Origin of the sequence: Spongisporangium articulatum (assembly GCF_044465595.1) — a bacterium.
GTDB classification, from domain to species: Bacteria; Actinomycetota; Actinomycetes; order Actinomycetales; family Kineosporiaceae; genus Spongisporangium; species Spongisporangium articulatum.
Map to the genome: position 1 here is coordinate 493,474 of NZ_JBITLV010000002.1, position 24,342 is coordinate 517,815.

General features: G+C 72.7%; 22 protein-coding genes. 16 read left to right on the top strand and 6 right to left on the bottom strand.

What is annotated here, in order from left to right; genetic code table 11:
- The first annotated feature begins 3 nt into the window (after nt 1-3).
- Nucleotides 4-534 carry a hypothetical protein gene (locus ACIB24_RS08510; RefSeq protein WP_398278076.1) on the top strand — a complete coding sequence of 177 codons (531 nt, stop codon included), beginning with the start codon at nt 4-6 and terminating at the stop codon, nt 532-534.
- 46 nt (nt 535-580) lie between these two features.
- Here ACIB24_RS08510 and ACIB24_RS08515 read toward each other — a convergent pair whose 3' ends face one another.
- Entirely contained in the window at nt 581-1,039 is a 459-nt protein-coding gene (locus ACIB24_RS08515) for a TY-Chap domain-containing protein (RefSeq protein WP_398278079.1), read from the bottom strand.
- 81 nt (nt 1,040-1,120) lie between these two features.
- Here ACIB24_RS08515 and holA point away from each other — a divergent pair, with 81 nt between their 5' ends.
- Nucleotides 1,121-2,188 carry a DNA polymerase III subunit delta gene (holA, locus tag ACIB24_RS08520; protein WP_398278082.1) on the top strand — a complete coding sequence of 356 codons (1,068 nt, stop codon included), beginning with the start codon at nt 1,121-1,123 and terminating at the stop codon, nt 2,186-2,188.
- A 230-nt stretch (nt 2,189-2,418) separates the two neighbouring features.
- Here the strand turns inward: holA and rpsT are convergent, their stop codons facing one another.
- The gene (gene rpsT / locus ACIB24_RS08525) at nt 2,419-2,679 is read right to left on the bottom strand and encodes a 30S ribosomal protein S20 (RefSeq protein WP_398278085.1); all 261 of its coding nucleotides are present in this window, start codon (nt 2,677-2,679) and stop codon (nt 2,419-2,421) included.
- A 212-nt stretch (nt 2,680-2,891) separates the two neighbouring features.
- Between rpsT and ACIB24_RS08530 the strand changes: the two genes are divergently transcribed.
- From ACIB24_RS08530 to hemW, 7 genes are all read left to right on the top strand, one after another.
- Nucleotides 2,892-4,523, top strand: coding sequence for a circularly permuted type 2 ATP-grasp protein (locus ACIB24_RS08530; RefSeq protein WP_398278088.1), 1,632 nt, complete (start codon nt 2,892-2,894; stop codon nt 4,521-4,523).
- Nucleotides 4,524-5,495 carry an alpha-E domain-containing protein gene (locus ACIB24_RS08535; RefSeq protein ID WP_398278091.1) on the top strand — a complete coding sequence of 324 codons (972 nt, stop codon included), beginning with the start codon at nt 4,524-4,526 and terminating at the stop codon, nt 5,493-5,495.
- Nucleotides 5,492-6,337, top strand: a complete 846-nt coding sequence (locus ACIB24_RS08540; RefSeq protein ID WP_398278094.1) for a transglutaminase family protein — start codon at nt 5,492-5,494, stop codon at nt 6,335-6,337. Before ACIB24_RS08535 ends, ACIB24_RS08540 begins: the two co-directional genes overlap by 4 nt.
- A gap of 87 nt (nt 6,338-6,424) precedes the next feature.
- Nucleotides 6,425-8,272, top strand: coding sequence for a translation elongation factor 4 (lepA, locus tag ACIB24_RS08545; RefSeq protein WP_398278097.1), 1,848 nt, complete (start codon nt 6,425-6,427; stop codon nt 8,270-8,272).
- 77 nt (nt 8,273-8,349) lie between these two features.
- Nucleotides 8,350-10,209: an AMP-dependent synthetase/ligase gene (locus ACIB24_RS08550; RefSeq protein ID WP_398278100.1), complete on the top strand. Its 1,860-nt coding sequence runs from the start codon at nt 8,350-8,352 to the stop codon at nt 10,207-10,209.
- Nucleotides 10,210-10,235: 26 nt separating this feature from the next.
- Nucleotides 10,236-10,898, top strand: coding sequence for an MOSC domain-containing protein (locus ACIB24_RS08555; RefSeq protein WP_398278103.1), 663 nt, complete (start codon nt 10,236-10,238; stop codon nt 10,896-10,898).
- A complete protein-coding gene (gene hemW, locus ACIB24_RS08560) occupies nt 10,898-12,127 on the top strand; it encodes a radical SAM family heme chaperone HemW (protein ID WP_398278106.1) in 1,230 nt (409 codons plus the stop codon). The genes ACIB24_RS08555 and hemW overlap by 1 nt, the downstream gene beginning before the upstream one ends.
- Before the next feature lie 71 nt (nt 12,128-12,198).
- Here hemW and panB read toward each other — a convergent pair whose 3' ends face one another.
- Both panB and ACIB24_RS08570 read right to left on the bottom strand, forming a co-directional pair.
- A complete protein-coding gene (gene panB / locus ACIB24_RS08565) occupies nt 12,199-13,125 on the bottom strand; it encodes a 3-methyl-2-oxobutanoate hydroxymethyltransferase (RefSeq protein WP_398278109.1) in 927 nt (308 codons plus the stop codon).
- A gap of 206 nt (nt 13,126-13,331) precedes the next feature.
- A complete protein-coding gene (locus ACIB24_RS08570) occupies nt 13,332-14,210 on the bottom strand; it encodes a DUF3097 family protein (protein WP_398278792.1) in 879 nt (292 codons plus the stop codon).
- 115 nt (nt 14,211-14,325) lie between these two features.
- On the opposite strand from ACIB24_RS08570, the gene hrcA reads away from it, so the two are divergent.
- The 3 genes from hrcA to ACIB24_RS08585 are packed head-to-tail and all read left to right on the top strand — an operon-like array spanning nt 14,326 to nt 17,265.
- Nucleotides 14,326-15,366, top strand: a complete 1,041-nt coding sequence (gene hrcA / locus ACIB24_RS08575) for a heat-inducible transcriptional repressor HrcA (protein ID WP_398278112.1) — start codon at nt 14,326-14,328, stop codon at nt 15,364-15,366.
- 22 nt (nt 15,367-15,388) lie between these two features.
- Nucleotides 15,389-16,522 carry a molecular chaperone DnaJ gene (gene dnaJ / locus ACIB24_RS08580; protein ID WP_398278115.1) on the top strand — a complete coding sequence of 378 codons (1,134 nt, stop codon included), beginning with the start codon at nt 15,389-15,391 and terminating at the stop codon, nt 16,520-16,522.
- Entirely contained in the window at nt 16,519-17,265 is a 747-nt protein-coding gene (locus ACIB24_RS08585; protein ID WP_398278118.1) for a 16S rRNA (uracil(1498)-N(3))-methyltransferase, read from the top strand. The genes dnaJ and ACIB24_RS08585 overlap by 4 nt, the downstream gene beginning before the upstream one ends.
- Before the next feature lie 55 nt (nt 17,266-17,320).
- Here the strand turns inward: ACIB24_RS08585 and ACIB24_RS08590 are convergent, their stop codons facing one another.
- Nucleotides 17,321-17,893, bottom strand: a complete 573-nt coding sequence (locus ACIB24_RS08590) for a hypothetical protein (RefSeq protein ID WP_398278121.1) — start codon at nt 17,891-17,893, stop codon at nt 17,321-17,323.
- A 109-nt stretch (nt 17,894-18,002) separates the two neighbouring features.
- On the opposite strand from ACIB24_RS08590, the gene ACIB24_RS08595 reads away from it, so the two are divergent.
- Complete coding sequence (locus ACIB24_RS08595; protein ID WP_398278123.1) at nt 18,003-19,976, top strand: sensor histidine kinase; 1,974 nt, start codon at nt 18,003-18,005, stop codon at nt 19,974-19,976.
- Complete coding sequence (locus ACIB24_RS08600; protein ID WP_398278795.1) at nt 19,976-20,611, top strand: LuxR C-terminal-related transcriptional regulator; 636 nt, start codon at nt 19,976-19,978, stop codon at nt 20,609-20,611. The genes ACIB24_RS08595 and ACIB24_RS08600 overlap by 1 nt, the downstream gene beginning before the upstream one ends.
- Here ACIB24_RS08600 and ACIB24_RS08605 read toward each other — a convergent pair.
- Nucleotides 20,592-21,086, bottom strand: coding sequence for a DUF5701 family protein (locus ACIB24_RS08605; protein WP_398278126.1), 495 nt, complete (start codon nt 21,084-21,086; stop codon nt 20,592-20,594). The two genes, ACIB24_RS08600 and ACIB24_RS08605, sit on opposite strands and share 20 nt — an antisense overlap.
- Before the next feature lie 92 nt (nt 21,087-21,178).
- Here ACIB24_RS08605 and ACIB24_RS08610 point away from each other — a divergent pair, with 92 nt between their 5' ends.
- Together ACIB24_RS08610 and ACIB24_RS08615 are read left to right on the top strand one after the other, a co-directional pair.
- Complete coding sequence (locus ACIB24_RS08610) at nt 21,179-23,992, top strand: ATP-binding protein (RefSeq protein ID WP_398278129.1); 2,814 nt, start codon at nt 21,179-21,181, stop codon at nt 23,990-23,992.
- Nucleotides 23,993-24,114: 122 nt separating this feature from the next.
- Nucleotides 24,115-24,321 carry a hypothetical protein gene (locus ACIB24_RS08615; RefSeq protein WP_398278132.1) on the top strand — a complete coding sequence of 69 codons (207 nt, stop codon included), beginning with the start codon at nt 24,115-24,117 and terminating at the stop codon, nt 24,319-24,321.
- The last annotated feature ends 21 nt before the right edge of the window (nt 24,322-24,342 follow it).

Consider the following 24,342-nt stretch of genomic DNA (forward strand, 5'->3'; position numbering starts at 1 on the left):
GACATGCCTGCAGCCGTCTACGTGTTGGCCGCTCTGGTTGCGGTCGCCGTGGCGGTACGTCTGGGGCTGCTCTCCCGACTGATGGGCGGGGCCGACCTGTCTGCGCGAGAGGCCGACTCGCCGGAACTCGAGTCTCTGGGTCTGGAGTATCCGCCTCTCGCCTACAACCCCGTCCTGACCGGGGCTCCCCGAATCGACCGCTGCTTGATTCGACTCGAGCTGCCAAGATCGCCGCAGAAGGTTGCCAGGGAGATCCTTGACCGGAGGACACGCGGTCGGCATGAGTTGATAGAGCGCGGCTGGTCGGGAGGTTCGATCGTGCCGGCACGGACGGCGGAGGCGAGGCTGGTGTCCGGCGAGATGGGCGTCGGATTGTGGCATCTCAATCGAGCCGCAATCAACGTCTACCTGCTGCCCACGCCCGACGGCTGCGTCATGTACGTGCTCGCCTCGGCGCGCGAAGGGTTGTACCGGTCCCGCGGCGCTCATGAGGCGGCGCGCGTTGTTCAAGACCTGGTTCGGCCGTCGCGCTGAGTCGACCGGGTCGCCGGCACCGCAGTCTCCTGTGCCTCCTGCCGACCTAACTGACCCGCTCATAGGCGAGGACTGTCGGGTCGGCGACGAACAGGGACAGCGATTCCGCCGCGATGGCCGAGACTCTCTCGACCTCGACGGGGTGCGGGCGCATCGCGTAATTCGGCACGCCCTTGCCGATGGCCTCCCGGTACTGCGGATCCTCGGGGGTCAACCAACCGAGCTGTCGTAACTGCTCGTGTTGTTGCGCGGACATCGGATACGAGCCGCCGATGACAGTGCTGCCGACGAACTCGCACATGAGATCCTCAGCCCAGAACTGACCGAACTGCACGAAGACCCCCGGCAGCTGTTCAGGCTTGCTACTGCGCCAGAACTGCCACCAGACCGTCCGGGGAACCGGACCGTACGCCGGAGGCTCGCTGATGACGAGAGCCTCGGGCAGGCCAAGCGTCTCCAGTTCCGAACGGATGCGGTCGCGGACCGCCTCCCACCGCTCGTCCACCGTCAGTCCCCTCTGCCCCGTCCGTCCGCTGATCACCCTAGGCCAGCCGGGCTGTCGGCGGGACGGCCTAGGCTGAGACCCGTGGCGACCCGGACGGCGAAGACGACCGCGACGAAGAAGGCCGGCAACCCGGTCATGGCGCCCGACGCGCTCGAACCGGCGCCCGTCGTCCTGGTGGTCGGGGCCGAAGGACTGCTGGCCGACCGGGCCACGGCCGCCGTCCTGGCCAAGGCCCGCGCCGCCGACCCCGAGGTCGAGATCGAGCGCCTCGAGGCCGCCGCCTACCCGGCCGGCCGGCTGGCGGTGAGTACCAGCCCGTCGCTGTTCGGCGGCCTGCGAGTGGTGGTGCTCGAGGGCGTCGAGCAGACCAACGAGGCCCTGCACGCCGACCTGCTCGCCTACCTCAACGAGCCCTCGCCCGACGCGTGCGTCGTCGTCCGGCACACCGGCATCACCCGGGCCCGCCCACTGGTCGAGGCCTGCCGCAAGGCGGGCGCCCCCGAGGCGGCCTGCACCCCGATCACGCGGGACGACGAGAAGGTCGAGTTCGCCAACAACGAGTTCCGCCGCGCGAACCGCAAGGTCACCGGCGCCGCCGTGCGCGCCATCGTCGACGCCGTCGGCAGCGACCTGCGCGAGCTGGCCGCCGCGTGCGCGCAGCTGGCCTCGGATGCCGACGAGGGCGCCCGGATCGAGGTGACCGAGGTCGAGAAGTACCTCGGCGGGCGCGTCGAGGTCACCGGGTTCAAGGTGGCCGACGCCGCCGTGGCCGGTCACGCCGAGGAGGCGCTGGTACTGCTGCGGCACGCGCTGGCCACCGGCGCCGACCCGGTCCCCCTGGTCGCCGCGGTGGCGATGAAGGTCCGGGGGTTGGCCAAGGTGTCCTCGGCCGGGCGGGGCAGCAGCGCGAGCCTGGCCAAGCAACTCGGCATGGCGCCCTGGCAGATCGACCGGGCCCGGCGCGAGCTGAACGGCTGGGACGACGACGCGCTGGCCCGGGCGGTCAGCGCCCTCGCCGATGCCGACACGATGGTCAAGGGCGGCGGGCGCGACGCGGTCTATGCGGTCGAGCGGTTGGTGCTCGACGTCGCCTCGCGTGGGAGTTCGCCCGAGCGACCACCGGTGCGCCCACGGATCGTCCGGCGCTGAGTAGCCCGGCGACCGTCGGGTGCGGTGTGACGTCACGCCCACTAGACGGCTGCAACGTCACACAGCAACCGTGCGGTGGGCGGCTCCTGGTGAGCACTGTGTGGCACCGCGCTCGCCAGGCGGTCGCGGTGTCACACCGCAGCCACGGGGGCGCGGCTCAACCGGCGTTTCCGGATACGACGAAAGGCCCGGTGCCGTGAGGACACCGGGCCTGACGTATAGCGACTGGCTCAGAGAGCGGCGGCCTGCTTGGCCAGCGCCGACTTGCGGTTCGCGGCCTGGTTCTTGTGGATGACGCCCTTGCTGGCGGCCTTGTCGAGCTTCTTCGACGCGGTCGCGAGCGCCGCCTTGGTGGCCTCGGCGTCACCGGCGGCGACCGACTCGCGCACGGCGCGGACCGCGGTCTTCAGCTCGGACTTGACGGCCTTGTTACGCAGACGCGCCTTCTCGTTGGTGAGGATGCGCTTCTTCTGGGACTTGATGTTCGCCACGGAGATCTCTCTGCTTCGATTGCTTTCGGGGTATTTCGGGCATCCGGGCTCCAGTTCAGAGCTGGGCCCAGCACAGTCAGCGGGTAACGATACCAGTCACGGGAGGTCACCCCGACCGCCGCGTTCGGTCACCCAGGAAACCTGCTGGTAACAGCGCAGATCACGGCCTCCACGTAATGACGTGGTTACCACCGGCGGTTACCGTTCGCCCCATGACGGATCTGTTCAGCGAGTATCGCTTGGGCTCGGCCTGGGACGAGATGCTGGCGGACATCGATCAGCCCCGGGAGCCCTACCGGGCGATGCACGGCACGCTGCAGCGGCTCACCGGCGAGGAGCTCGGTCAGCGGGCCGACACCCTCGCCCGGACGTACCTCGACCAGGGCGTCACGTTCGACCTGCAGGGCGAGGAGCGGCCGTTCCCGTTCGACATCGTCCCGCGGGTGATCAGCGCGCAGGAGTGGGCGGTCGTCGAGGCCGGCGTGGCCCAGCGGGTCCGCGCACTGGAGGCGTTCCTGGCCGACCTGTACGGGCCACAGGAGGCGATCGCCGCGGGGGTCATCCCGCGGCGGGTCATCACGTCGTCCCCCGACTTCATGCGGGTCGCGGCCGGGCTGGAGCCCCCCAACGGGGTGCGCATCCACGTGGCCGGCATCGACCTGATCCGCGACGAGCAGGGCGAGTTCCGGGTCCTGGAGGACAACGTGCGGATCCCGTCCGGGGTCAGCTACGTGTTGGCCAACCGGCGGGCGATCACCACGATCTTCCCCGAGGCGTTCGCGACCCAACGGATCCGCCCGGTGGCCGACTATCCCGTCAAGCTGCTCCAGGCGCTGCGCGCGGCGGCGCCGCCCGGGGTCAGCGACCCGACGGTCGTCGTCCTGACCCCCGGCATCTACAACTCCGCCTACTTCGAGCACTCGCTGCTGGCCCGCACGATGGGCGTCGAGCTGGTCGAGGGCCGCGACCTGATCTGCAGCGGCGGACGGGTACGGATGCGGACCACGGCCGGGGAGCGCCCGGTCGACGTGATCTACCGCCGGGTGGACGACGACTTCCTCGACCCGGTGCAGTTCCGGGCCGACTCGATGCTCGGCTGCCCCGGCCTGGTCAACGCCGCGCGCGCAGGCCACGTGACCATCGCGAACGCCGTGGGCAACGGGGTCGCCGACGACAAGCTCGTCTACACGTACGTCCCCGACCTGGTCCGGTTCTACCTGGGCCAGGAGCCGATCCTGAAGAACGTCCCGACGTACCGGCTGGACGAGCCCGACGACCTGGCCTATGCGCTGGACAACCTCGACCAGCTCGTCACGAAGCCCGTCGACGGGGCGGGCGGCAAGGGCCTGACCATCGGCCCGCGAGCCACCAAGGAGCAGCTGGAGAAGGTCCGCAAGACGCTGCTGGAGAAGCCTCGGGGCTGGATCGCCCAGCCGATGGTCATGCTCTCCACCGTCCCGACGCTGATCGATGGGGAGCTGCGCCCGCGGCACGTCGACCTGCGCCCGTTCGCCGTCAACGACGGCAACAAGGTGTGGGTGCTGCCCGGCGGCCTGACCCGGGTGGCGCTGCCCGAGGGGCAGCTGGTGGTGAACAGCTCGCAGGGCGGGGGCTCCAAGGACACCTGGATCCTCTCGACCACCGAGACCGTGGAGGCGCCGGTGCCGACGCCGCACCCGCCCGTGGTCGCCGTCCCGCTGCACCAGCCCGACCAGCCGCCGGAGCCCGACTTCCAGGGCCAGCAGCACCAGCAGCAGCAGGTCACCGGTGGCCAGAGCCAGAGCCAGAGCCAGAGCCAGAGCCAGAGCCAAGGTCAGGGCCAGAGCCAGGGGCAGGGGGAGTAGATGCTCAGTCGCATCGCCGAGTCGCTCTTCTGGATCGGCCGCTACCTGGAGCGCGCCGACGACACCGCGCGCATCCTCGACGTCCACCTGCAGCTGCTGCTGGAGGACCCGGGCATCGACGAGGAGGAGGCCTGCCGGGCGCTGCTGTCCGTCATGGGCCTGATCGACGCGAGCGGTGACCCGGAGGGGACGGTCCCGCTGCCCGACACCGTCGACCGGACGACGGTGCTGGAACGCCTCGCCTTCGACCGTAACAACCCGAGCTCGATCATCGGCTCGCTCGCCGCGTGCCGTGAGAACGCCCGCCGGGCACGGGAAGTCGTCTCCCTGCAGATGTGGGAGTCGATCAACATGAGCTGGATCGGGATCAACCCGGCCCGCCGTCGCGCCACGTCGCCGCACAGCTTCTTCAACTGGGTCATCGAGCGGGCGACGCTGGTCGGCGGCATCGCGGACGCGACGATGAGCCGCGACGACGCGTGGCGGTTCATGGTGCTCGGGCGCAGCATCGAGCGGGCCGACATGACCGCCCGGCTGGTGGCTACGTCGTCGATCAGCGGGACGGCGCCCGCCTGGGTCACGCTGCTGCGTTCCTGCGGTGCCTACGAGAGTTACGTCCGCACCTACCGGGGGCTGGCCAGCGACGAGCACGCGGCCGAGTTCCTGCTGCTGGACCGCCTCTTCCCGCGGTCGGTCCGGCACGCGCTGCAGCAGGCGGAGGACCGGCTCGAGGAACTGCTGCCCGGGGCCGACCGGGGCGGCGTCAGCGACCGGGCCCGTCGCAACCTGGGCCGGGCCCGCACCGGTCTGGAGTACCGCTCGGTGGAGGACATCCTGCGCGATCTGCCCGAGGAGATGGAGCGCGTCCAGCAGGCGTGCTCGGTGGCCAGCGACGCGATCGCCAACCGGTTCTTCCCGCGCACGGCCGCGATGGCCTGGCACGAGTCGGCCTGGAGTGAGGAGCTCGTATGAGTCTGGCCCGCCTGCGCGTCGTGCACCGCACCGGGTTCCGGTACGACGAGTCCGTCGCCGCCTCCTACAACGAGGCCCGGATGACCCCGGTGAACACCGGCAACCAGTCGGTGCTGGCCGCCCGGATCACGGTCGAGCCGGTGACGTGGACGTACTCCTACCGCGACTACTGGGGCACCCAGGTGACCGCGTTCGACGTCCTGGTGCCGCACGAGGAACTGGCGGTGATCAGCAGCAGCACGGTCGAACTGCAGGACCCGCCCCCCGCTCCGCGAGGGCTGGGCTGGGAGGCGCTGCGGGCGCCGTCCGTGCTCGACACGCACGCCGAGTACCTGGTGCAGACCGCGCGCAGCGAGCCGCACGAGGAGGTCGTCGACTTGGCCCGGGACGCCGCCGGGGACCTCGCGCCGGACGCCGCCGCCCGCGCGGTGTGCGACATGCTCCGTTCCAAGCTGGAGTACGTGCCGGGCTCGACGCACGTGACGGCGACGGCGGCCGACGTCTGGGAGCACCGCAAGGGCGTCTGCCAGGACTTCGCGCACCTGTCGATCGGTGCGCTGCGCGGGTTGGGCATCCCCACCCGGTACGTGTCGGGGTACCTGCACCCGAAGGCCGGCGCCGAGGTCGGCGAGACCGTCGAGGGGCAGAGCCACGCCTGGATCGAGTGGTGGGCGGGGGAGTGGGTCCCGTTCGACCCGACCAGCGTCACCCCGGTGGCGCAGGACCACGTGACCGTGGCCCGGGGCCGCGACTACAACGACGTGACCCCGCTGAAGGGCATCTACACCGGTTCGACGGATTCGGCCCTGTTCGTCTCGGTGGCGGTCACCCGGCTCATGTAGAGGGAGAGCGGTGGGCGGACGTGGTCCGCGCTCGTGGGACGATGTACCGACCGCACCCGATCTCTGAGGTATCCACACGTGTCTCCGATGGCCCGCACGGCCCCCACGCCGTCCGCCACCCCTCCGGACGTGATCCGGAACTTCTGCATCATCGCCCACATCGACCACGGCAAGTCGACGCTGGCCGACCGGATGCTGCAGCTCACCGGGGTGGTCGACGCGCGGCAGATGCGCGCCCAGTACCTCGACCGGATGGACATCGAGCGCGAACGCGGCATCACGATCAAGTCCCAGGCCGTGCGCATGCCCTGGGAGGTCGACGGCACCGCCTACGCGCTGAACATGATCGACACTCCCGGGCACGTCGACTTCACCTACGAGGTGTCGCGCAGCCTGGCCGCCTGCGAGGGGGCCGTGCTGCTGGTCGACGCCGCGCAGGGCATCGAGGCGCAGACGCTGGCCAACCTGTACCTGGCGCTGGAGAACGACCTGACGATCATCCCGGTGCTGAACAAGATCGACCTCCCGGCCGCCCAGCCGGAGAAGTACGCGGCGGAGCTGGCCGGCCTGATCGGCTGCGATCCCGAGGACTGCCTGAAGGTCTCCGGCAAGACGGGTGAGGGCGTCGAGGCGCTGCTCGACGAGATCGTGAAGCAGATGCCGGCCCCGGTCGGGAACGCCGACGCCCCGGCCCGCGCGATGATCTTCGACTCCGTCTACGACAGCTACCGCGGCGTCGTCACGTACGTCCGGGTGGTCGACGGGCAGCTCAACCCGCGCGAGCGGATCGCCATGATGTCGACCAAGGCCGTGCACGAGCTGCTCGAGATCGGCGTCAGCTCACCGGAACCCGCACCCACCAAGGGGCTCGGGGTCGGCGAGGTCGGCTACCTGATCACCGGCGTGAAGGACGTGCGCCAGTCGAAGGTCGGTGACACGGTCACCAACTCGCAGAAGCCCGCGTCCGAGGCGCTGGGCGGGTACCGCGACCCGAAGCCGATGGTCTTCTCGGGCCTGTACCCGCTGGACGGGTCGGACTACCCGAACCTGCGCGACGCGCTGGACAAGCTGAAGCTGAACGACGCCGCCCTGGCCTACGAGCCGGAGACGTCGGTGGCGCTCGGCTTCGGCTTCCGCTGCGGCTTCCTCGGCCTGCTGCACCTGGAGATCGTGCGCGAGCGGCTGGAGCGCGAGTTCGGCCTCGACCTGATCTCCACGGCACCCAACGTCATCTACGAGGTGACGATGGAGGACCGCTCGACCGTCACGGTCACCAACCCGAGCGAGTTCCCGGGCACCGGGAAGATCGCGGAGGTCAGGGAGCCCATCGTGCGGGCGACCATGCTGGCGCCGTCGGAGTTCATCGGCGCGATCATGGAACTGTGCCAGGAGCGGCGCGGCACCCTGCGCGGCATGGACTACCTCTCCGAGGACCGGGTCGAGATGCGGTACACGCTGCCGCTGGCCGAGATCGTCTACGACTTCTTCGACCAGCTGAAGTCCCGCACCCGTGGCTACGCCTCGCTGGACTACGAGGCGGACGGCGACCAGGCGGCCGACCTGGTCAAGGTCGACATCCTGCTCCAGGGGGAGCCCGTCGACGCGTTCAGCGCGATCGTGCACAAGGACAAGGCCTACGCCTACGGCGTGATGATGGCCGGGAAGCTGCAGAAGCTGATCCCGCGCCAGCAGTTCGAGGTGCCGATCCAGGCGGCCATCGGGGCGCGGATCATCGCGCGCGAGAACATCCGGGCCATCCGCAAGGACGTGCTGGCCAAGTGCTACGGCGGTGACATCACCCGTAAGCGCAAGCTGCTGGAGAAGCAGAAGGAGGGCAAGAAGCGGATGAAGATGGTCGGCCGGGTCGAGGTGCCCCAGGAGGCCTTCATCGCCGCCCTCTCCTCCGACGCGCCCACGGGCAAGAAGAAGGACTGAGAACCGGTCCCGCCTGTCCGGAGGCGGCCTCCCCGCCTACAGTGATCCCGAGGTCGACGGCGACTGGAGGGCCCCGCATGGACGGCAACACCCTGACCCGGCAGGAGAGCACGGCTCGCCCCGACGAGGTGGCCACCTACCAACGGTTGCTGGCCGCCGCGCCCGCCTCCCTCGGCGCCATGTTCGTCGACCGGGTCCGCAGCACACCCGACCTCCAGTCCTATCTGCGGCGTACGGATTCGGGCGAGTGGCTTCCCGAGACGTGGAACCAGACCGGCGTACTCGTCACCGAACTCGCCGCCGGGTTGCTGGGTCTCGGGCTGCGCCCGGAGGACCGGGTGGCCGTCGCGGCGGCCACCAGGGTCGAGTGGATCCACGCAGACCTGGCGATCCTCTGCGCCGGTGGTGCGACCACCACCGTCTACCCGACCAGCTCGGCCGAGGATGTCGAGCACGTCGTCTCCGACTCCGGCTCGCGCTTCGCGATCGTCGAGAACGACCTTCAGCTCGCCAAACTCGTCGACCTCCCGCTCGAGTACATCGTGCTGATCGACGGCGAGCCGCCGGCCGGTGCGGGCGACCGGGTGCTGTCCTGGGCTCAGCTGCGCGAGCGCGGGCGGGCCCATCTGGACAGTGACCCCCAGGCCGTCGTCCGCGCCACGGAAGCCGTGCGAGGCGACCAGCTGGCCACCCTGATCTACACGTCCGGGACGACGGGTCGCCCGAAAGGCGTTCGGCTGAGCCATAGTTCGTGGGTCTACGAGGCGGTCGCCCAGCAGTCGGTCGGCCTGGTCGAGCAGTCCGACCTGGGCTACCTGTGGCTGCCGATGGCGCACTCGTTCGGGAAGACCTTGCTGGCCGCGCAGATCGCGTCGGGTCATGCGGCCGCCGTCGACGGCGACGTCACGCACATCGTCACCAACCTGCCGGTGCTGCGCCCGACGACGATGGCCGCGGCCCCCCGCGTGTACGAGAAGGTGCACGCCGGCGTGTACGCCGCGGTGCGGGCCGAGGGCGGGGCGAAACAACGGATCTTCGAGTGGGCGGTGCGGGTCGGGCTCAAGGCCTCGGCCCTGCGCCAGGAGGGCCGGCCCGTCACCGGGCTGCTGGCCGCCCAGTTCGCGCTGGCCGACCGGCTGGTGTTCTCGACGGTGCGCGAGCGGCTCGGCGGCCGGATCCGGTTCATGATCTCCGGGTCGGCGCCGCTGTCGCGGGACATCGCCGAGTGGTTCGACGCGGTGGGGCTGCGCGTGCTGGAGGGCTACGGCCTCACCGAGACGTCGGCCGGCACGTTCGTGAACCGCCTGGGGCACAACGAGTTCGGCACCGTAGGACTGCCCATGCCCGGGACGAGCGTCCGGATCGCCGAGGACGGTGAGGTCCTGATCGCCGGCCCCGGGGTGATGCAGGGCTACCACCACCTGGAGGAGGCGACCGCGGAGGTCCTGCACGACGGCTGGTTCCACACCGGCGACATCGGCGAGATCACCGAGCGCGGCAGCCTGCGGATCACGGACCGCAAGAAGGACCTGATCAAGACCTCGGGCGGCAAGTACGTCGCTCCGCAGCAGCTGGAGACCCAGTTCAAGGTGCTGTGTCCCCTGGCCGCGCAGATCGTCGTGCACGGCGACGGCCGCAACTTCATCACCGCCCTGATCGCCCTCGACCCGGACGCCCTGCGCGCCTGGGCCACCGCCCGCGGTCAGGGCGACGCGAGCTTCGCGGACCTGGCCCGCTCACCGCAGGTGCGGGCCGTCGTCCAGGCCGCGGTCGACGCCCTGAACGACCGGCTTGGACGCTGGGAGACGATCAAGAAGTTCGAGATCCTCGACCGGGACCTGACCGTGGAGGCCGGCGACCTGACGCCGTCGCTGAAGCTGAAGCGCCGGCACGTGGAGCGCCAGTACGCCGACGTCCTGGACGGCTTCTACCGCTGACCGGTCGGCCTGCGACAATGGTGGACATGGCCTCCGTGACCGCTGTCGCCGTCGTGCACGAGATCCTGCCCAACCCCGGGGAGAAGCCCGACACGACCGCGATCGACAAGCGTGCCGTAGACGGCCCCGTGCCGGCCCACGCGCTCGGGCTGGAGGGGGACACCCAGGTCGACACGAAGTACCACGGCGGCCGGTTCCAGGCCCTCTACGCCTACGCCGACGAGGACGCCGAGCGGTGGGCCGACGAGCTGGGCCGCGACGTCACGCCCGGGCTGTTCGGCGAGAATCTGCGCACCAGCGGCGTCGACGTCAGCGGTGCCGAGGTGGGCGAGCGGTGGCAGGTCGGCGAACCGGGTGTGGGTCCCCTGCTGGAGGTCACGTCCCCCCGCACGCCGTGCGCGACCTTCGCGAACCGGATGCGGGAGCCGCACTGGGTCAAGCGGTTCACGCAGCGGAAGGCGCCAGGTGCCTACTTGGCGGTCGTCGAGCCGGGCGTGATCAGCGCCGGCGACGCCGTGCAGGTCGTCCACCGGCCGGGCCACGGCCTGCCGATCAGCGCGGTCACCAAGATCGCCGAGCCGGAGACGATGGCCCGGCTGCTGGAGTTCGCCGAGGCGACGGGCTACGAGCTGGAGCCTTACCTGCGGCGTGACGCCGAGCGCAAGGCCCGGCGCCTGGCCACCGGCTGATGCCCTCCGCCCTGCCGCTCGCCGACCCGGCCCCCGCCGACGGCACCCTGCCGCGCACCGTCGCCGACGGGGCGGCGCGGCGCGCCTTCGGGGTCTACGTGCACGTCCCCTTCTGCGCGGTGCGGTGCGGGTACTGCGACTTCAACACCTACACCGCGACGGAACTCGGCGGCGGCGGCGACCAGGCCGCCTACGCCGGGCACGCGCTCACCGAGATCGCCCTGGCCCGGAGGGTTCTGGACGCGGCCGCGGTTCCGTCGCGCCCGGCGTCCACCGTGTTCTTCGGCGGCGGGACGCCGACCCTCCTGCCGGTCGCGGACCTCGCCGCCCTGCTGGCCGGGGTCCGCGACACCTTCGGCCTCGCCGCGGGGGCGGAGGTCACCGTCGAGGCCAACCCCGACTCGGTCGACCCGCACTCGCTGGCGCAGCTGGCCGCGGCGGGCGTGACCCGGGTGTCGTTCGGCATGCAGTCCGCCGTGCCGCACGTGCTGGCCACGCTCGACCGCACGCACGACCCGCTCCGCATCCCTGCGGTGGTCGAAGCCGCCCGGGCCGCAGGGCTTTCCGTGAGCTTGGACCTGATCTACGGCACGCCGGGGGAGTCGCTGCGCGACTGGGAGACCAGCGTCCGCGCAGCCCTGGCCTGCGCGCCCGACCACGTCTCGGCCTACGCCCTCGTGGTCGAGGAGGGCACCCGCCTGGCCGTACAGGTCCGGCGCGGTGAGCTGCCCGCCCCCGACGACGACGACCTGGCCGACAAGTACGACCTGGCGGACGAGCTCTTCGCGGCGGCCGGCCTGCGCTGGTACGAGGTGTCGAACTGGGCCCGGGAACCCGCGCAGGCGTGCCGGCACAACCTCGGCTACTGGCGTGGCGACGACTGGTGGGGCGTCGGGCCGGGGGCGCACTCGCACGTCGGCGGGGTCCGGTGGTGGAACGTGCGGCACCCCAGTGCCTACGCGCAGCGGCTCACCGCGGGCCTGTCGCCCGCCGCCGGTCGCGAGACCCTGGGGGCCGCCGAGCGCGAGGAGGAGCGGGTGCTGCTCGGCGTCCGCCTCGCCGACGGGCTGCCGGTGGATGACGTCCCGCTCGACGGGCGTCCCACGCGCGTCGCGTCGCTGGTCGCCGACGGGTTGGTGGACGGTCGCGCTGCGCTGGCCGGGCGACTCGTGCTGACCCGGCCCGGACGGCTCCTGGCCGACGCGGTCGTCCGGCGCCTTCTGCCCTGAGCCGGCCCTGACGCATCGACGAGTGAATCTCGGCTGCCATGTCCAGCCGAGATTCACTCGTCGACGGTCGTTCAGGGGTTGAGGCTCGCGTCGTCCCCGTAGAAGGCGAGGGTGGCCTCGGGTTCGGGCACGGCGGCGTCCCGGCCGAAGGTCTCGGCCACCCCGTCGGGCAGGTGGTAGCTCTCGGCGGCGTTCGGGAAGTCGCCGGAGCGCACGTCGGCCGCGTACCGCCGGATCGCCTCCACCGCCTCGGTCTTCAGGTGCGCGTAGGTGCGGACGAACTTGGGGCGCAACCGGTCCTGGAAGCCCAGCAGGTCGTGCCACACGAGGACCTGCCCGTCGCAGTGCGGGCCGGCTCCGATGCCGATGGTCGGCACGGGCACCGACTCGGTGATCATGCGCGCGACCTCGTCGGGCACGGCCTCGAGCACGATGGCGAAGACCCCCGCCTCGACGAGGGCCTGGGCGTCCGCGAGCAACGCGCGGGCGGCGTCCGCCTGCTTGCCCTGCACCTTGAAACCGCCCAGCGCGTGCACCGACTGGGGCGTCAGCCCGATGTGCCCCACGACCGGGATCTCGGCGTCCACGAGGGCCCGGATCATCGGCGCCCGCTTGGCGCCGCCCTCCAGCTTCACGGCGCCGGCACCGGCGCGGATCAGCTTCGCCGCGTTCCGCACGGTCTCCTCGGTCGAGACGTGGTAGCTCATCCACGGCATGTCGCCGAGCACCATCGCGCGCGGCCGGGCCCGCGCGACGGCGGCCGTGTGATGGGCCATCTCCTCGACTGTGACCTGCAGGGTGTCCTCGTAGCCGAGGACGACCATGGCCAGCGTGTCGCCGACCAGGATGATGTCGACGCCCGCCTCGTCGGCGATCAGGCCGCCCGGGGCGTCGTACGCCGTCACCATCACCAGCGGGTCACCGCCGGCGGCCACCTTGCGGGCCCGTACCTGAGGTGCAGTCACGTTCTCGGCCACGGATGCCTCCTGAGCGTCCACGTCGTCGTGTCCCTCGCGCGGCGCACCCTGACGTGCACCGCGTGCCGAAGAAGTGTCACTCCGTGCCGGAGGTTCCGCGAGAGGTACGTGAGGTGAGTGCCGTCACGCCCTCACCGGCGGCGTGCCCAACCAAAGCACAGAAATCTGCGCCGTCTCGGCCGATTTTCTGTGCTTTGGCTGGGCATGCCGGGGTCGGGGGGCAGGGCTCAGCGGTCGGCGGAGTCGCCCGTCACGAAGTCGATCAACTCCTCGACCCGGCCGAGCAGGGCCGGTTCCAGGTCGGCGTAGCTCGTCACCGACCCGAGGATGCGCTTCCAGCCGCGCGCGACGTCGGCCTGGGTCGCGTGCGGCCAGCCCAGCTCGGCGAGCACGCCCTCCTTCCACGGCCGGCCCTTGGGTATGACCGGCCATTCCGCCAGGCCGAGCCGCGCCGGCCGCACGCCCTGCCAGACGTCGACATAGGGGTGCCCGACCACCAGCACGTGCGCGGCCGCCCCCGGCACCCGCTGGGCCACGGCCACCGCCTCGTGCCACTCCTTCGACCCGGACACCAGGTGGTCGACCAGGACGCCGATCCGCCGCCCCGGCCCGGGCCCGAACTCGCGGACGGCGGCGGCCAGGTCGTCGACCCCGTGCAACGGCTGGACGACGACCCCCTCCACCCGCAGGTCGGCGCCCCACACCTTCTCCACCAGTTCGGCGTCGTGCAGTCCCTCGACGAGGATCCGCGAGGCCCGGGCCACCCGTGCCCGGGCGCCCGCGACCGCGTACGAGCCACTCGCCGTCCGCACCGGCCCGGCGGCGCCCGCGGCGACGGGCGGGACCAGCCGCACGGGGACGCCGTCCACCCAGAAACCCGGGCCCAGCTCGAAGGTCCGGGTCTTGCCGCGCCGGTCCTCCAGGACCACGACGTGCAGCCCGCCGCTCTTCTCCACCCGGACGACGGCCCCGACCCAGCCGGTCTCCACGTCCTCGACCACGAGTCCGGTCTCCGCGGCCACCTCGGGCAGCTCGCGCTTCTTCGGCCGGCCTGCGGCCAGGACGTCGGTGCCGTAACGGTCGTAGCCGCCGGGAGGACGATTCATCACGTTGCGGACGCTAATCGGAGCGGACTCGTGGGCCGAGCCGCAACGCCGGGGGGCGGGTAGACTGGCACTCTTGTCACGCGAGTGCCAACGACCCCGAGGGAGGTGACGCCCGATGAGCGAGGACCGCAAGCTCGCCGTGCTGCGCGCCATCGTCGAGGACTACGTGCAGACCCGGGAACCCGTCGGCTCGCGGGCGCTGGTCGAGCGGCACGCGCTCGGGGTCTCCCCGGCGACGATCCGCAACGACATGGCGGCCCTGGAGGACGAGGGCTACATCACGCAGCCGCACACGAGTGCCGGGCGGATCCCGACCGACAAGGGGTACCGCCTCTTCGTCGACCGGCTCAGCACCGTGAAGCCGTTGAGCCCGGCCGAGAAGCGGGCCATCCAGGGGCTGCTCGACGGGGCGGTCGACCTGGACGACGTGCTGGAGCGCACCGGGCGGCTGCTGGCCCAGATCACCCGGCAGGTCGCGGTCGTGCAGTACCCGTCGCTGACCCGCTCGACCGTGCAGCACGTCGAGCTGGTGCCGCTGGGCGCCGAGCGGGTGCTGTTCGTGCTGATCACCAACTCGGGGCGGGTCGAGCAGCGGGTCGTCGCCCTGCCGCCGGGCGTCTCACTGGTCGAGGAGCCGCTGGCCGGCACCGACGTCCTGGCCGTCCTGCGCACCCGGCTGAACGCGGCCACCGCCGGAGCCTCGTTGCGCGACGTCCCGCAGCTGGTGCTCGGGCTCGGCGACCGGTTCCAGCCCGCCGAGCGGCCCGTCGTCCAGGCGGTGCTCGAGGCGCTCGACGACTCCCTCGACATCGACCGCGAGGAGCGGATCGTGCTGGCCGGCACGGCCAACCTGGCCCGCTCCGGGGATTTCGTCTCCACCATCGGCCCGGTGCTGGAGGCGATCGAGGAGCACGTCGTCCTGCTGAAGCTGTTGTCCGAGATGGCCGACGGCGCGGGTGGGGTGGGCGTGCTGATCGGGAGTGAGACGGCCCACGAGGGCCTGCAGGAAGCGGCGGTGGTCGCCAGCGGTTACGCATCCGGGGGAGAGGTCGTGGCCCGGCTCGGCGTGCTCGGCCCGACCCGCATGGACTATCCGACGAACATGGCCGCGGTCCGCGCGGTCGCGCGGTACGTGACGCGGATCCTCACGTCGTGAGGCGCGTTCAGAGAGCAGACAGGTGAGCGACTACTACGAGGTGCTCGGGGTCTCGCGCGATGCGAGTTCCGAGGAGATCAAGAAGGCCTACCGCAAGCTGGCCCGCAAGCTGCACCCCGACGTCAACCCCGACGACCCGGGCGCGGAGGAGCGGTTCAAGGAGGTCGGCCGGGCCTACGAGGTGCTGTCCAGCCCCGAACGGCGGGCCCAGTACGACGCGGGCGGCGACGGCGGTCTGAACGGCGGCTTCGGCGGCAGCGGGGCCGGGTTCGGCTTCAGTGACATCTTCGAGACGTTCTTCGGCGGCGCCGGCGCCGCGGGGGGCGGGCGGGGCCCGATGCCGCGGCAACGGCGTGGGCAGGACGCGATGATCCGGGTCCAGATCGACCTCTCCGAGGCGGTCTTCGGCGGCGCCAAGGAACTGAACTTCGACTCCGCCGTGGTCTGCTCGGTGTGCGGCGGCAGCTGCTGCCAGCCCGGCACCTCGCCCAAGGTGTGCGACGTGTGCGGCGGCCGGGGTCAGGTCCAGCGGATCGCCCGGTCGTTCCTCGGCCAGGTCATGACCACGCAGGCGTGCGTCGCCTGCCAGGGCTACGGCACCGTGATCCCCAGCCCGTGCCTGGAGTGCTCGGGCGACGGGCGTGTGCGCAGCACCCGGTCGCTGAACATCAAGATCCCGGCGGGCGTCGACACGGGCACCCGCATCCAGCTGTCCGGGGAGAGCGAGGTCGGCCCCGGCGGCGGGCCCGCCGGCGACCTGTACGTCGAGATCCAGCTGAAGCCGCACGAGGTGTTCGAGCGGCGCGGCGACGATCTGCACTGCACGGTCGAGCTGCCCATGACCGCGGCCGCGCTCGGCACCACCATCGTGCTCGAAACCCTCGACGGGCCGCAGGAACTCGACGTCAAGGCCGGGTCGCAGGGGGGCGAGACGAGCACCATGCGCTCGCTCGGCGTGACCCACCTGCGCGGCACCGGGCGCGGTGACCTGTTCGTGCACCTGTCAGTGCAGACCCCGACCAAGCTGGACGACGAGCAGAAGGCCCTGCTGCGCCAGCTCGCCGCCCTGCGCGGCGAGGAACGTCCGGAGGGCCGTCTGACCCCGGCCCAGCAGGGTGTCTTCTCCAAGCTGCGCGACCGGTTCGCGGGGCGTTGAGTCTCGCCCGTTTCCTCGTCGAGCCGGGCGCGTTGGCCGGGCTCGGCCCGCGCTCGCCGTTCGTGCTGGACGGCGACGAGGGCCGGCACGCCGCCGCGGTCCGGCGGGTCCGGGCGGGCGAGACCGTGGACCTGGCCGACGGCGCCGGGACGGTCGCCCGGTGCACGGTGGTGGCCGCGGCCCGGGCCTCGCTCGACCTGCTGGTGGACGACGTGAGCTCGGTCCCGCGGGCGGCCGTGCGGTTCGGGCTGGTGCAGGCCCTGGCCAAGGGCGGCCGCGACGAGCAGGCGGTGGAGACCGCGACCGAGGTCGGGGTGGACGCGGTCGTGCCGTGGCAGGCCGGGCGCAGCGTGTCCCGTTGGGAGGGCGAGAAGCTCGCCAAGGGCCGGGCCCGCTGGCAGGCCACCGCCCGCGAGGCGGCCAAGCAGTCGCGCCGCGCGTGGGTGCCGCTCGTCGAGGAGCCGCTGACGACGTCCGGGCTGTGCGCGCGGCTGGCGGTCGCCGACGTCGCCCTCGTACTGCACGAGGAGGCCACGGAAAGCCTGGTCTCCGTGGACCTTCCGGTGTCCGGAGAGGTTCTGGTGCTCGTCGGCCCCGAGGGCGGCATCGGGGCCGACGAGCTCGATCAGCTGCGTGCGGCGGGCGCGCGACCGGTCCGGCTGGGCGCGGAGGTGCTGCGGACGTCGTCCGCCGGGCCGGTCGCGCTGGCCTGGCTCTCGGCGGCGACCGGCCGCTGGGCCTGACCGATGCGCCGCCGTGGGCCCGGTGTCACACAGTGCTCACCAGGCGGGCGCGCTGTCACACCGTGACCGCCGTGCGGGGGCTGGTCGTCCCGACCTGAACGCTGCGGCCCAGCTCCAGGCACGCGACGACCAGGACGACGTTCACGGCCACGGCCAGCCATGCGACGTTGGCGATGTGGGCCACGGGCCAGGCGATCCCGGCGACCACCAGAAGGGCTCGCGCCCACGGCGGGGCCACGCGCCGCAGGGCCCACGCGGCGAGCAGGAACGTCGCCGGGAAGGCCAGGCCCCACGGCTTGATCAGGTTCGCGGCGCCGGTGGCGTCGACCAGGTCGGTGTCGCCCAGCGAGACGTGGATGGTGTTGAACCCGTACGCCACGTTGCCGGCCGCGCCGACGGTGCCCACGGCCAGGAGAAGGGCGGCGGCCCGGTCGTCGTCGGACCAGGTGACGAACCGCAGCAGCACGAGCGCGTAGGCGGTGGCGGCGACGACGTGCACGGCACCGGCGGTGGCGTCGTCCCAGCCGCGCAGGGCGTACAGGACGTCGGTGAGCAGGTAGGCGAGCGGCGCGATCACGAGGAACGCGTTCAGCAGGCGATCGATCGGGGAACCCGGGTCTGTGGTCATGCCGTCGACGATGACGGCGGGGGCCGGGTCGGGGCATCGGGGCGGCCCCGCGAGAACCCGCAGGGTTAACCCTGATCCGCCGGGCGCCGGGGGCTGTCACCATCGGTCCGTGCCCACCCGCCTGCTACCGGTCGCGACCGGTCTCGCCGTCGCGGCGCTCGTCGTGGGCGGGTTCGCGCTGGGCCTGCACGTCGGCAACCTGCACAACGGGCTGATCGCCGCGTCGTTCACGGCGGTCGGGCTGTACGTCGTCCAGCAACGGCCCGGCAACCGGCAGGGCTGGTTGTTCGTCGCGACCGGCGCCGCGCACGCCGAGATGTTCGCCGCCCGGCAGTACGCGCTGCACGGTCAGCCCTCCGGGGGGCCGCTGCCGGGTGCGTCCTGGGTGGGCTGGTTGGGCGCGTGGCCGCTGCCGCTGCTCATCGCGCTGATCGGGGTCACCGTGATGAGCTTCCCGACCGGCCGGCTGCCCTCACCCCGCTGGCGGCCGGCCGTGGCCCTGATGGTCGTCGTGGCCGGTGCGCTCTCGCTGGCGGTCGCGCTCTGGCCGGTCGAGTACACGACGGCCTCGGCCGTCGTGCCGCACCCGCTGCACCTGCCCGGTGCCCGGGCGGCCGCCCACCTCTACCCGGCCGGGCGCAACCTCGGCTACCTCCTGCTGCAGCTGGTCCCGGTCGCGGCGCTGCTCGTGCGGTTGCGCCGGGCCCGGGACGACGAGGCCCGCCAGCTGCGCTGGTTCGTCTACGCCGTGGCCGTGAGCGCCGCCGTGATGGTGGCCGGGCTCGTGCTGGTGGACAGCCCGCTGCCCGGAGTCCTGAGCGTCCCCCTGGTGGCGGTCGCCGCCGGCGCCGCGATCCTGAAGTACCGGCTCTACGACATCGACCCGGTGATCAACAAGACGTTGGTGTTCGGGGCCATGGCGGCCGTCGTGACCCTCGGCTACGCGGCGGTCGTGACCGGCATCGGCAGCCTCGTCGACGGCTCCGGCACCGCACTGTCCCTGCTCGCGACGGCGCTCGTGGCGGTCGCGTTCGAACCGATGCGCCGACGCGTGCAACGGGTGGCCGACCGCATCGTCTACGGCCACCGAGCCACCCCGTACGAGGCGCTCGCCCGGCTCTCGGCGCAGCTGTCCTCGCAGATCAGCAGTCCGACCGGCGGGTTGCTCGACGGCATGTGCGCCGCGGTCGCCGACGGCACCGGGGCTCGTCGGGTGGTGTTGTGGACGGGCACGAGCGACGAGCTGCGGGCCGAGTCGGCCTGGCCGTCGGGCGGCGAGTTGCCCCACGGCCCGATGACTCTCGCGGCCGTCGAGAAGTCCCAGGACAGCTCGACGACGGTCCCGGTGCTGCACGACGGGCGGTTCCGCGGTGCGCTGGCGGTGACCAAGGCGTCGGGTGAGGCGCTGAGCGCGGTCGAGCGCCGGCTGCTCGCCGACCTGGCTGCGCAGGCCGGGCTGATCCTCGAGCTGCGGGCCGGTGCCCAGCGCCTGGTCGCGGCCGGGGACGCCGCGCGCCGCCGGCTCGAGCGCGACCTGCACGACGGCGCCCAGCAGCGGCTCGTGATGGTGGCGATGGAGCTGGGCATCCTGGTCGACCAGGCCGCCGAGACCGGGGACGCGGAACTGGCCGCCCGGGCCGAGGGCGCCCGGGCGCACCTGCTGCAGGCCACCGCCGAACTGCGCCGCCTGGCCCAGGGCCTGCACCCGGCGGTCCTCACCCAGGACGGGCTCGAGGCGGCGATCGGCAACCTGGCCGACCGCTCGGGTGTGCCCGTGCGGCTGGACCTCTCGGTGGGCCGGCGGCTGGCCCCGGAGATCGAGGCGTGCGCCTACTTCATGATCAGCGAGGCGCTGACCAACGCCGTGAAGCACGCCGGCGCCGGGCACGTCTCGGTGCGGGCGGCGCTGTCGGGCGACGGGCTGCTGGTCGACGTGTCGGACGACGGGCGCGGCGGGGCGAGCGTGCGCCCGGGCAGCGGGCTGGAGGGGCTGGCCGACCGGCTGGCCACTCTCGGCGCCCGGCTGGCCGTGGACAGCGGGCCGTCGGGGACGCGGTTGGCGACGGTGATCCCGTGCGGGTGATGCTGGCCGACGACGGCGTGCTGTTCCGGGAGGGGCTGGCCCGGATCCTGCCCGACATCGGGTTCGAGGTCACCGGGCAGGCGGGGGACGGCGCTGCGCTGGTGGAGTTGGCGCGGGCCGACCCGCCCGACGTGTGCGTGATCGACCTGCGGATGCCGCCCGGGTTCGCCGCGGAGGGTCTGGAGGCGGCGGCGGCCATCCGGTCCGTCGCACCGCACGTCGGGCTGATGCTGCTGTCCCAGTACGTCGAGGCCCACCATGCGCTGCGGCTGATGGAGGAGTTCGACGGCGGGGTCGGCTACCTGTTGAAGGACCGGGTCTCCGAGCTGAACTCGTTCGCGGCCGACCTGCGGGCGGTGGCCGCCGGGCGCACCGTGATCGACCCGGAGCTGGTCGAGCGGCTGTTCGCGCGGCGTCGGGAGCGTGACCCGCTGGAGTCGCTGACCGAGCGGGAACGGGCCGTGCTGGCGCTGATGGCTCAGGGGCTGACCAACGCCGCCGTGGCCGGTGAGCTGCACCTGGCCGTGAAGACGGTCGAGGCCCACGTCCGGTCGATCTTCACCAAGTTCGACCTGGCCCCCGACGACCGCGAGCACCGCCGCGTCCTCGCCGTGCTCACCTTCCTGCGCGCCTGACCCGCCCGCCGGCCGACGCGGTGCCCAGCCAGCTGTGCGGGTTGCCCTCCCAGCACCAGCCCAGCTTGGGTGCGCCCTGCGAGATCCACAGCGCGGGAACCCGTTTGGCGCCGCGAGAGTCCGTGCGCCGCGACCCGGCCAGCATGAAGCAGTGGTTCTTGACCAGGAGCTCCGGGTGGGTGGCGACCAGCGCGATGCCCTCGTGGATCGTCAGGGGCGTGCGGCCACGGCCCCGGATGGTCTCGACCGCCTCTCCGGGCGGGACGCCGAGGAACTCGTCGCCGCGCTCGACGTCGAGCAGCCGGTAGGGGCCGTCGGGCACGTCGAGCTCGGGCAGCGGGCGGTAGGGGGCGAGACCCTCCTCGCCGTGATTGGGGTCGAGAATGCCCGGCCTGGTGCTGTTCTCGAGGTGCAACAGCGGCACCAGGGCCGCGGGGTCGACGGTCGGGTCCACGAGCACGTCCAGAGAATTCACGCCCCGGTCAACGCGCGCGGCACGGGGCGGAGTTCCTCGACGCCCACTTTGCGCAGGATCACGCCCGATCGGCTGCATGACACAATCGGGGGGTGGACGCCGAGGTGTCGGCGCGGGAGGCCGAGGTTCTCGCTGCGCTGGGGGAGCGACTGACCAACGCCGAGATCGCCGCGAAGCTCTTCATCTCCGTGCGCACGGTCGAGAGTCACGTCTCCGCGCTGCTGCGCAAGTTCGGCGTCGCCGACCGGCGGGCCCTGGCCGCCGTCGCCGTCGGGCTGGAGACCCGCGGGCCGGACGGCCCCACGGGCCTGTCGGCCCGGCTGCCGGTCCCGCTGACCCCGTTCGTCGGCCGCGGCGCCGAGCGCACCGAGCTCACCGGCTCCCTCATGGAACACCGGCTCGTCACCGCCGTCGGGCCGGGGGGCATCGGCAAGACCCGGCTGGCGCTCGCGGTGGCCGGGGACGTCTGCGACCTGGTCGAGGACGGCGTGGTCTACGTCGATCTGGTGCCCGTCACCGACCCGGACATGATCCCCGCGGCGATCCGGGATGCAGCCGGTGTCGGCGAGCAGCAGGCCCGCTCGGCGGAGGAGACCGTCACCGACTGGCTGCGCGACCGGCAGGTCCTGCTCGTCCTGGACAACTGCGAGCACCTGCTGGACGGCGTGGCCGCGCTGGTCGAGCGGCTGCTGGGCGCCTGCCCGGCGCTGCGCGTCCTGGCCACCAGCCGGGCCCGGCTGATGGTCCCGTTCGAGACCGTGTTCCTCGTTCCCGGGCTCTCCACGACGGTCGGGGACGACGGGCGCTCGGAGGCGCTCGCCCTCTTCCTCGGGCGGGCCTCGGCCGCCGGGGCCCCGCTCGAGCAGGGCGAGCTCGTCCGGCTCGCCGAGATCTGCCGGCGGCTGGACGGGATGGCGCTGGCCATCGAACTGGCCGCCGCCCGGCTACCGTCGCTCGGGGTGGACGGGCTCGAGGTGGGCCTGTCCGACCAGGTCGGCATCCTGACCGGGGGCCGGCGCGCGGACGAGCGGCACCGTTCCCTGGAGGCCGCCCTCGACTGGAGCCACGACCTGCTCACCGAGCCGGAACGGGCCGTCCTGCGCCGGGTCTCGGTGTTCGCGTCACCGTTCACCGCGGCCGCTGCCGAGGAACTCATCGGCGGTTGGGGTCCGGTCGGGCGCGGCCGGGTGGCAGGCATCTTGGCCGACCTCGCCGAGCAGAGCCTGCTGATCCCCACCGCTGCCCGCGGCGGGATCCGCTACCGGGCGTTGGAAACCATCCGGCAGTACGGAGCGATGCGCCTGGCCGAGGCCGACGAGTCGTCGGAACTGGCCGGGCGGCATCTCGACTGGTGCCTGCGCCGGCTGGGCGTCCTGGCCGGCGGCGCCACCGACGACCCCGACTGGCGGGCCCGCGTCGACGAGGTCTGCGACGAGTGCCGGGCCGCCGTCACGACGGCGGTCGAACGCGGCGCTACCGGCGCCGGGTACGAATTGGCGGGCCTGCTCGCGGAGGTCAGTTACACGCGGGGCCGGCCGGGGGAGGCGCAACGCCGGTACGAGCAGGCCGCCGCGCTCGCCCCCGACGACACCTCCGCCGCACACGCACTCAGCCTCGCCGCCGGGGCCGCCGAGGCCCGCCACTTCGGCAACGAGGCGTTGCGGCTGCGCCGCATCGCCGCCGACCGGGCCCTGGCGGCCGGCGACCGACCCCGGGCCGCGACCGAACTGGCCCGGGCGGGCGAGCTGATCAATCGGGGTCCGGGACTGATGGCCACGGCACCGCCGCCCGGTCTGGCCGAGGCGTTGGTCGCCGAGGCCCGCCCGCTGGCGGTGGGCGACCCACGGGCCGAGTCGCGCCTGGCCACCGCCGAATCGCTGCTCAGCGAGGTGCAGCCCGACGACTTCCGGCGCCTGGTCGAGAAGGGGCTGGCGATGGCGCGCCAGCTGGGCGACCCGCTGGCCGAGAGTGCCGCGCTCGACCAGGTGACCGCCATCCAGCTCGGCGATGGCCGGCTGGACGACGCGCTGGGCAGCGCGCTGCACCGCACCGAGATCGTCGCCTCGTTGATCACCCGTGTCGACGCCGCCCTGGAGGTGTTCGACGCCCACGGCATGGCGGCCGACTGCGCCGTCGCGGTCGGCGACCTCCGCCTGGCCCACACGCTCGGCAACCGCATCCGGGCGCTGCCGTTCAACCGCGAGGAGGCGCACCTCGGGGTCAACCGCCTGATGCTCGTGGCCATGTTCGCCGGTGACTGGGACGAGACCCTGGCGCTGGGGGACCTGTTCCGCGAGTCCTGGGTGCGTGTCGGCCGGCCCCGCGCCGGGAACCTGAGCCGCGGGGCGTCGGCTGCGCTGACCGTGGCCGGGTTGCGCGGCGACGCGGCGGCGGTCGAGCGGTGGCGGGAGGTCGTCGAGGCGATCGCCGTGCCCGAGACCGTCGAGGACCGCTGCGGCCGGCCGACGTACTACTTCTTCGAGTCCCTGGTCGAGCTGCACCTCGGCCGGGCCGCCGCCGCTTTCGAACGACTGGAGATGCGGCCGCAGGACTTCCCGCCCGGCTGGTTCACGGGCCTCTGGATGCCCTGGTACGCGACCTCGTGGGTGGAGGCGGCCGTGCTGGTGGGAGCCGCCGAGGCCACCGGGCGCCTCGACGCGGCCCGGACGGCGGTGCGCGGCAACCCCGTCGCGGGGCTGCTCGTCGACCGGGCCCAGGCCCTGCACGACGGTGACGCGGCCGCGGTGCAACGGCTCCCGGAGATCGCGCTGCGTCTGGAGGAGGCGGGGTTCCGGTACCAGGCGGCGCGCACCCGGGTGATGGCGGGTGGCGAGCACCGCGAGCGGGGCGAGGCGGAGCTCGAGGGGCTCGGCGCCGTCCCGATGCCCTGGCCCGTGCACCACTGACCCGTGCTCCGTGGTCACCACGGAGCACACAGATGGGTAGTGGTCACGGATGTGACCGAGGGGGCCGCGAGCGCAGGCTCGAGTCGTTCGAAACCGACCTCTCGATCCCCTCGGAGCCCGTCATGTTGCACCACCACAGCACCCACCAGGCGCTCGCCGCCGAGCGCACCCGGGACCTGCGGCACCGCGCCGACCAGGCGCGGCTCGTCCGTGAGGCGCGCCCCGGCCGGCCCCGTCGCGCGTCGCGTCGTCCCGTCACCGGGCGTCGGCTCGTGGCCGCGCTCGTCCGCTTCGCCACCTCCCTGAGCCCGGTGGGCCGGCCGGCCTGAGTCGGCCGCCCCCGGGGCCGG